Origin of the sequence: Pararhodobacter sp. SW119 (assembly GCF_017811755.1) — a bacterium.
GTDB lineage: Bacteria > Pseudomonadota > Alphaproteobacteria > Rhodobacterales > Rhodobacteraceae > Pararhodobacter.
Window position 1 is genome coordinate 1 of the sequence record NZ_JADDJF010000081.1, and the last position, 8,533, is coordinate 8,533.

Genomic DNA, 8,533 nt, shown 5'->3' on the forward strand with positions numbered 1-8,533 from the left:
ACCGAGTTCGTCGCACGGGCTGTCCGCGACTGGACCGCCGCCGTAGGTGCCAAGACCGCCTACATCGAGCCGGGATCACCTTGGGAGAACGGCTACTGCGAAAGCTTCAATGCCAGGTTCCGCGACGAGCTACTCAATGGCGAGATCTTCAACAGCCTGCGGGAAGCGCAAATCCTGATCGAACAATGGAGGAGGCATTACAATACGAAGCGCCCACACAGTGCTCTCGGTTACCGTCCGCCGGCCTCGGAAGCCATCGTCCCGATAGACTAGAGGCCGATCATGCACTAACACTCAAACCGGACCACTCAAGTGGGGCGGATCACGTTAACCCTACGAATTTAAGCACCTATTTCCGAATAAACTCCGGCATGCAAGACTGTTCGGTCTCGGAAGTATTTGGCAAGATAGGTTTGGAATCGACTTGTTGTGGATCTATGGATGAACAACCGAAGGGTCGCTCATTCTGGTGTCTCGGGGTGCCATGCAGGAATACGAAGATGCTCCACCGCCAGCCGACGCGCTGGCTGAATCCCTTCGCGGTTTCGGCTACTCCGCCGAAACCGCTATTGCAGATATCATAGACAACAGCATCACCGCCAGGGCCCGCAATGTCTTCGTCAACGTGGAGCTGGCTGCAGGAACTCCTTTCATAAGTATCCTCGATGACGGCGAGGGGATGAGCGAGAAGACCCTTCGGGAGGCCATGAAGCTGGGTTCGCAGAGTCCGTTGATACCTCGAGCCGAAGCCGATCTTGGCCGCTTCGGGCTTGGTCTTAAGACCGCATCCTTTTCCCAGGCGAGAAGCCTCACCGTCGCCTCGAAGCGCAAGGGTGGGGAGGTCGCCATAAGGAGGTGGGACCTCGATTATCTGGCAGATTCGAAGGGTGAGTGGCGTTTGCTCACTTCGGCCCCCGAAGATGCCGGTCCGCATATCGAACGTCTCGAGAAACAGGAAAGCGGAACACTCGTCCTCTGGAACAAGCTGGACAGGGTCCGTCCCCGCCACAGTGCAGCCGTTGGGGGCGCCAAGTCGCACCTTCTGATGGAGCAGCTTGAGCAACATCTCTCCATGGTATTTCATCGCTATCTGGAAGGCGGCCAGCCGAAGCTGAAACTGCATGTAAATGCTGCTCGGATAAGGCCGTGGGATCCTTTCCTGAGTTCGCACCCTGCATGCAGACCCAGTCCCGAGGAGACTGTCGGCACGGCGAATGCTCGGATCCGGGTCAAGGGTTTCGTTCTGCCCAACAAGGACATGATCGAGGACGAGAAGGCCTGGAACCAGGCTGGAGGCAGCGAAGGCTGGGTGACAAGCCAGGGCTTTTATATCTACCGCAATGACAGGCTTCTTGTCGCAGGCGGGTGGTTGGGTCTGGGAAGGCCCAGACCCTGGGTTCGGGACGAGACTCACAAGCTCGCGCGGATTCGTGTCGACCTTCCGAACTCAGAAGACGCTGCTTGGCAAATCGACGTCAAGAAATCCGATGCCAGTCCGCCGGAAAATCTGAGGGCCCGCCTGACCGATCTTGCTCTCGCAATTCGCGGAGAGGCCAGGTCCGTGTTCGTCCATCGCGGAGAATACGGAAAGAGCCCCAAGGTTGCCAACCTTGCTCGTCCGTGGAAGTCGGTCAGGATCGGTGGACAGTCAGCCTACCGCATCGATACGATTCATCCGGTGGCGAGCTACATCCTGTCATCGCTTGATGATGACGATCGTTCGATCGCTGCCTTCTTCAAGCTGCTGGAAAACACTGTCCCGGTCGAGAAGATCTGGATAGATACTGTCGAGCAGGGGGAGCTTCCCGCGACGCCGTTCTCCGGAGAAACGCGGGAGCAGATCCGAGCACTCGCTCGTGACCTGCTTGCAAGCCTCATGCGCGGTAGGGGGCTTTCAGAAGATGAGGCGAGGGCGCAGCTGCGCAGGATGGCGCCTTTCGACCAGCATTCAGAGATAATCGACGAAATCTAGAGGGGAAATCAGTTTGGCAGATGGTGTTGCAGCCAAGATCCGTGGTCAGGTCATGGGTATTCTGGAGGAAATCAGAAAGTCGGAGACCATTACTCGCGAACGGATCGCCCGAGTCCTCGACGGGATCTGCATGATGTTTCCGAACCTGCCCGAAGACTTCGATCGCGAAGACATGCTGGCATCGATCGAAGAGCGGATCAGTATCTGGATAGGCGATGCTCAGGAACTGGTCAACAACGAGAACCACGTGGAATGGCTCGCTGCGCGCAAGCCCGAACTCGAATGGAACTACTGGGACCGCTATCGGCAGCACATCCTGCCTGATATCGGTCTCGAGCCGACGACAAAGCTTGACGGCATCACCGACCGCATCCTTTCGCACCTCGAGGATCCGCAGCGAGAAGGAGCTTGGGACCGGCGCGGGTTGGTCGTCGGTCACGTCCAGTCAGGCAAGACCGCGAACTACACGGGCCTCATCTGCAAGGCTGCAGACGCCGGATACAAGATCATCATTGTTCTCGCAGGCATTCACAAGAACCTGCGGTCGCAGACCCAGATTCGCATCGAGGAAGGGTTCCTAGGGTATGACAACAATCGTCGGCCCGATGAGGGCTTTCGAGCGGTTGGGGTCGGCAACATCAACCCGGATCCGTTTCTTCGTCCGGACTCGGTGACCAACCGCGCGGACGACGGTGACTTCAACACGAACCGCGCGAAAACCTTCTCGATCAATCCGGGCGGACGGCCTCTCGTTTTCGTGATCAAGAAACAGTACACCGTGCTTCAGAACCTGATCAACTGGGTCAAGTGGGCGCACACTGCTGTCCATCAGGAGACAGGAAGGGAGAGTGTTTCCGGAATTCCACTGCTGGTTATCGACGACGAGGCGGACCACGCGTCGGTCGATACGAAGGACGGCGCCTTCGACGAGCACGGCCAGCCTGATCCGGAACATGATCCCTCGCACATCAACCAACTGATCCGAAGGTTGCTCACGCTGTTCCAGCAGAAGGCCTATGTCGGCTACACCGCAACGCCATTCGCAAACATCTTCATCCACGAACAGGCGGAGACGAAGGAAGAGGGCCCCGATCTCTTTCCGAGCAGCTTCATCATCAGTCTTCCTGCCCCTTCCGATTACTTCGGTCCGGTGCATGTCTTCGGATCTGACGGGGAGGACGAAGACGAGATCGAGGATGCACAGCACCGTTACGTGCGGGAGATCGAGGACCATGCCGATTCCCTCAGCCTGAACGAGAATTCCGGCTGGGTACCTCCGAAGCACAAGAACGGCTGGGTCCCGCGCTATATGGGCGAGCTCACGCTCCCGCCATCGCTCGTGAAGGCGATCCACTCGTTCATCATCGCTTCCGCAGTGCGACGTGCTCGTGGTCAAGACCGTGCCCACAACTCGATGCTGGTCCACGTCTCGCGGTTCACCAGCGTCCAGAACCTTGTGAAGCAGCAGATCGAGGCCGAAGTGGAAGCGATAAAGCGCGAGTTCCGCTACGGTGAGACGGAGGGCGAGCGTTGCATCAGGGACGAGCTGGAAGCGCTCTTTACCGAGGATTTCGCGGACAGCCTGAAGCCGGATCACAATCCCGACGACGAAATCTTCGAATGGGAGGACATCGAGCCCTTTGTCGAAAGGGCCATCCCGCAAATCGACGTCAAGGAGATCAACGGAAGTGCCGGTGACATCCTCGATCAGGAAGCGGCGGGATCAGAGCACGTTCTCAGCATTGCCGTGGGCGGCGACAAGCTCAGCCGCGGTCTCACGCTCAAGGGTCTGACAACAAGCTACTTTCTTCGAGCCTCGCGCATGTACGACACGCTCATGCAGATGGGGCGCTGGTTCGGATACCGCCATGGGTACGAGGATGTCTGCAGGCTCTACATGACGGCGGACCTTCGCGAATGGTTCGAGAAGATCACGGTCGCGTCGGAGGAGCTGCGCGAAGAGTTCGATCACATGGCAGCCGTGCGGGGAACCCCGCGCAACTACGGCCTGCGCGTCCGCTCCCATCCGGCCCTAATGATCACCTCAAGGGTCAAGATGCGTTCCGGCACTCCGATGAAACTCAGCTTTGCCGGCACGATCTCGGAAACCGTCGTCTTTCATGCCAGCAAGGATGTGATCGAAGCAAACAGGCAAACAACCGAAACATTCCTGAAGGCAATCGGATTGCCTTCGAAAATCGATCCTTCGCGCGCGCGTCCCGAGGGAAGCCTGCACCAGTGGAAGAACTCTTTCTTCTGGGAGCGAGTGGATGCTTCCGCGATCCTCTCTTTCCTTGGAGGCTATGCGACGCACGAGGACTCGGTCAAGGCGAACAGCAATTTCCTCAGGCAGTTCATCGAGAAGCAGAACGAGCACAGGGATCTTCTGGAGTGGGACGTTGCACTGCTGTCGGGAAGGGGGCAGGTGACTGACCTGGCCGGTCTGAAGATCCCCATGGTGGAGCGTACGCCGTTGACCAGGAACACATCGATCAGCGACCAGATCGATGCCAAGAAGTACATCATCGGCCGGCTTGTCTCGCCACGCGACGAAGCGATCGACCTCGACGAGGATGCTTTCGCCGAGGCTCTCGAACGGACACGTGCCACGTGGCATGAGGATGCGGCTCGCAACCGGACGCGAGGCGAATTTCCGAACGAACCCAGCGGCATGTCCATTCGGGAAACGAGGCATCAGGGGCGCGGGCTGATGTTGCTCTACCCCCTTGATCCGGACACCGAGGTGACACGAGGTGTCACGGATCCGGTCATGGCTGTCGCACTGAGTTTCCCCACGAGCTCGAACGCCACGGAGATCGACTACGTCGTGAACAATGTCTTTGCCCGCACGGAGAGTGAACTGTGACCGGCGAAGACATCGAAGCGATCTGGCAGGAAATCGAGAAGGAAGGACACAGGGAATCGGGCTGGCACGGGCGGAAGATCTCGCGTGGCTCGCCCCATGACCTTCTGGCTGGCCGGAGGATGCCTTCCGGCAGCGTCGGGCTTCTCTACGATCTCGATGCGAGTTCCGTGCCGCCAGGTGCTGAGTGGCCCGAGGGCAAGGGTTTCCGCACGAAGGTACAGATGATTACCGCCGGGTCCGGCGGCAAGCTGCGGGTAGCGCTAGAGCTTTCCGGCGCACAGTATCGGGATGTGTTTTCGGCGCTGTGTGCCGACATTGCAAATGTGATCATGGAACATAGTCCCGGACGAGCGGGGTTCAGCGCGTTCCTGAGGCGGCTTCAGGCCTGGCAGCGCTTCATGCAGCTCCATTCGGACAGAGGCCTGTCTCAGGAGCAGATCAGGGGCATCTTCGCGGAAATCACGGTTCTGGAGCAGATCCTCTATCCCATGCTTGGCGAGCTTCAGGCAGTGGAGGCCTGGCAAGGTCCGCGCGCCCTTCACGACTTCGATCGGCTGGGCCACGCACTCGAGGTCAAGAGTGGTTCGGCGACGGGGGATCCGGTCATGCGCGTATCCCGCTTGGAGCAGTTCGACGAGGCGACGGTAAGGAGCCTTCACTTATGCTTCGTGGCACTTAGGACGGATACGCAGGATGGCTTGAGCCTGCCCGCCCTTGTCGCGCGGCAGCGAGACCGCCTGAAAGACTTCCCTGGCGCCCTGCAGCGGTTGGAGGATCTCCTCGTTGCTGCCGGGTACCACGAGTCGCAGGCGTCGAATTATGCAGAGCCGCAACTGAAACCTGCGAGCCTGAAGCTCTATCGTGTGCGGGATGAATTTCCACGGCTGAGGAGAGAGGACCTCCACAGAGGAATCGTTGCGGGCAAGTACTCGGTGGCAGTGAATGCCTGTTCCGATTTTCAAACCGAACTTTCCGACTTCGCAGCAGTGTTTGCCGGGGATGAAGATGTCGACTGACCTGGATATTTCCGAATTTCGCACGAGCCTGATCGCAGACATCAACGAGGCGAGAAGTGGGGGCTCGGGCGGCGGCTCGCCTGTCCTTCCCGACTTCTCCGAGAATGTCTTCACTGACATCTGCACTACGTGGCTCTCGGAAGTCGCTTTTACGGAAAACCCCGAAGTCTGCCATTTCGAACGAAGCTTCGGAGCGAGAACGGCACGATCAAACGGGTACGGTATCAGTGACGACGAAGCCGTCATTGATGTCTACATCTCCTGTTTCGACGGCACGGGTGAGCTGGGTTCGATACCTCCAGAGGAAATCCGGCGCGCGGGGCGTCATGCCCGGACATTCATCAAAAAGGCGACGGGTGATCTGCTGGAGTCCCTTGATCCTTCGCACGCCGACTACGGCATGGTGGAGCGGATCCGCGAAATTGCGGACGATGTAGGGCGCTACCGCGTTCTCATACTGACCGACTCGCGCTGCTCGCTGAACGCCATCGATGCAGAGGACATCGATGGCACTCCCCTCTCCTACGAAGTCGTGGACATCGAGAGGCTCTACCGACTCGTTCAGGCAGGGCTGCCCCGCGACGAGATCGTGGTGGATTTCACGATCTACTCCGACGAAGGGCTTCGCTGCCTTCACGCGCCAGAGATTTCCCAAGACTACGACGCCTATCTCGCCCTCATACCCGGGGAGATCCTCTTCCAGCTCTATGACAGATATGGTCCGCTACTTCTCGAGAAGAACGTCCGATCATTCCTTCAGGCAAGGGGCAAGGTGAACCGGGGGATTCGCGACACGCTTCGCACGCGTCCGGATCGTTTCATGGCCTACAACAATGGCATCGTGGCTACTGTCGACGAGATTGAGGTCAGGCATGACGCCGAGACCGGCGCCCGCCACATTACAGCGGTCAAGGGGCTCCAGATCGTGAACGGAGGCCAGACAACCGCCTCCATCCACAGGGCGCGACGCAACGACAAGGTCGATCTCTCGACCGTTTATGTGCCCGCAAAGATCTCCCTCATCGAGGCTGACCGGATCGAGGAGATGGTCCCTGCGATCTCGCTCTACGCGAACTCACAGAACAACATCCAGATGGCCGACTTTTCGGCCAACGACCCCTATCATGTCGAGATGTCCCGCCTGTCCTCCCAAATATGGTGCCCGGGCGAGCAGGGCCGCTGGTTCTACGAGAGGACCCGCGGGGAATACGAGGTCGAGAAGTCACGAACTGCAAGAACACCTGCCCAGATCAAGAAGTTCAACGAGAAGACACCTCGTCAGCGCAAGTTCGACAAGGTCGAGCTCGCCAAGTTTCTCCTCTCCTGGGAACAGAAGCCGGACAAGGTCAGCTTGGGCGGACAGAAGTGCTTTGCCTGGTTCATGCAGAACCATTCGGAGACACACTCGAAGGGATGGCAACCTGACGAGACATACTATCGTCGAGCGATTGCGAAGGCGATCCTCTACAAGCAGGCTGTCAGCATCACCCGCAAGGAGGCTTTTCCCGCTTATCGTGCGCAGGTGGCAACCTATGTCGTTGCCTATCTGTCACACCGCACGGGGAGGCAGGTCGATCTCGACGCGATTTGGAGAAAGCAGGAACTCTCGGATGAGATCGTCGAACTCATGCGTGACTGGGCATACGAGATTCGTGATGCGATCGTCGAGACATCCAACGGCAAGAACGTGACCGAATGGTGCAAGAAGGCCGAGTGCTGGAAGGCGATCCGGGGCCTAGACCTTCCCCTGCCATCAACACTGCCGCCGGAAATCGGCGGCACAACGCAGGATACAGGCAAGGGGAAAGGCAGGGAAAGACCTGCCGACCCGTCCCTCAGCCCTGCCGAACTGGATGCGATGCATCGCTGCCAGGGAACCTCCGCCCAGGAATGGATCGCAATCAGTCAGTGGGGTGCAGAGACAGGCAACCTGAAGGACTGGCAGTGCGGGATTGCAGCCACTCTGAGCGGATACGCCGCGCGAGACTGGGCGAAGGCCCCGTCAGTCAAGCAGGCATTGCGCGGTGTCGAGATTCTCAACATCGCCGAAGCAGAAGGAGCTCCGTTCCAGAATGCTCCAGCCGGCTCTGTTAGAGGAACCTGACTTCAGGCGGGACATGGGGCTCAAGGTCAACTGAACTAAGCGTTCGATTTTACGGCACAAATACTTAAGTACTGGCGCTCCCACTCCGCCGGAAACGGCTCCCGCAACCCCGCCAGCGTCACCTCGGCCCCCTGCGTCCCGTCCAAGATCGCCTCTACGATCCCCGGCGCGAGAAGCGTGAGCCGCAGCACCCGCGTGACATAGGAAACCGCGATCCCCTCGCGTTCGGCCAGTTCGCTGATGGTAACGAACTCGCCCGTCTCCAGCATGCGGTTCCAGCGGAATGCACGCGCCAGCGCCTTGACGAGCGCGTTGTCCGCCTGGCGCGGCTGCGCGGCACCAGTCGGCAGCCGCATCTCTTTCCGGCCGCCGCGCTTCACGATGCGGAAGGGGACGTGGAGGGTGACGATGTCAGGATTCGGCGTGCTCCGGCTCATGCCGCCCGCCCCATCGCTCCATCCGTCATCTCGCGAACCAGCCCGGTGAGCCCGTCGACGCGCAGCCGGACGTTCAGGCCATCCGCGCCGATGTCGATCCGCTCGACCAGCAGCGCCACGATGCGCGCCTGCTCGGCT

At 59.3% G+C, this 8,533-nt stretch carries 6 protein-coding genes and 1 pseudogene; 5 read left to right on the plus strand and 2 right to left on the minus strand.

Translation table 11 applies throughout. The annotated features are described in order from the left end of the window. The 5 genes from IM708_RS19515 to IM708_RS19535 all read left to right on the plus strand — a co-directional run. The coding region (locus tag IM708_RS19515) for an integrase core domain-containing protein (RefSeq protein WP_209428248.1) at positions 1–273 on the plus strand (273 nt) is incomplete at its 5' end. A 211-nt stretch (positions 274–484) separates the two neighbouring features. Continuing rightward, entirely contained in the window at positions 485–1,972 is a 1,488-nt protein-coding gene (locus tag IM708_RS19520) for an ATP-binding protein (RefSeq protein WP_209428249.1), read from the plus strand. A 13-nt stretch (positions 1,973–1,985) separates the two neighbouring features. Next, entirely contained in the window at positions 1,986–4,838 is a 2,853-nt protein-coding gene (locus IM708_RS19525; protein WP_209428250.1) for a Z1 domain-containing protein, read from the plus strand. Next, positions 4,835–5,854, plus strand: coding sequence for a PD-(D/E)XK motif protein (locus IM708_RS19530; protein WP_209428251.1), 1,020 nt, complete (start codon positions 4,835–4,837; stop codon positions 5,852–5,854). The genes IM708_RS19525 and IM708_RS19530 overlap by 4 nt, the downstream gene beginning before the upstream one ends. Continuing rightward, complete coding sequence (locus IM708_RS19535; RefSeq protein ID WP_209428252.1) at positions 5,844–7,958, plus strand: AIPR family protein; 2,115 nt, start codon at positions 5,844–5,846, stop codon at positions 7,956–7,958. The genes IM708_RS19530 and IM708_RS19535 overlap by 11 nt, the downstream gene beginning before the upstream one ends. A 35-nt stretch (positions 7,959–7,993) precedes the next feature. On the opposite strand, the gene IM708_RS19540 is transcribed toward IM708_RS19535, so the two are convergent. Together IM708_RS19540 and IM708_RS21445 are read right to left on the minus strand one after the other, a co-directional pair. After that, positions 7,994–8,395 carry a hypothetical protein gene (locus IM708_RS19540; protein WP_209428253.1) on the minus strand — a complete coding sequence of 134 codons (402 nt, stop codon included), beginning with the start codon at positions 8,393–8,395 and terminating at the stop codon, positions 7,994–7,996. Next, a pseudogene (locus tag IM708_RS21445) lies at positions 8,392–8,533 on the minus strand (recombinase family protein); the annotation flags it as partial. The pseudogene IM708_RS21445 and the gene IM708_RS19540, both read right to left, overlap by 4 nt.

Excerpts from the sequence above, each read along its gene's own strand:
- IM708_RS19520 (WP_209428249.1), top strand. The coding sequence starts at position 485 with ATGCAGGAATACGAAGATGCTCCACCGCCAGCCGACGCGCTGGCTGAA.
- IM708_RS19535 (WP_209428252.1), top strand. The coding sequence starts at position 5,844 with ATGTCGACTGACCTGGATATTTCCGAATTTCGCACGAGCCTGATCGCA.
- IM708_RS19540 (WP_209428253.1), bottom strand. The coding sequence starts at position 8,395 with ATGAGCCGGAGCACGCCGAATCCTGACATCGTCACCCTCCACGTCCCC.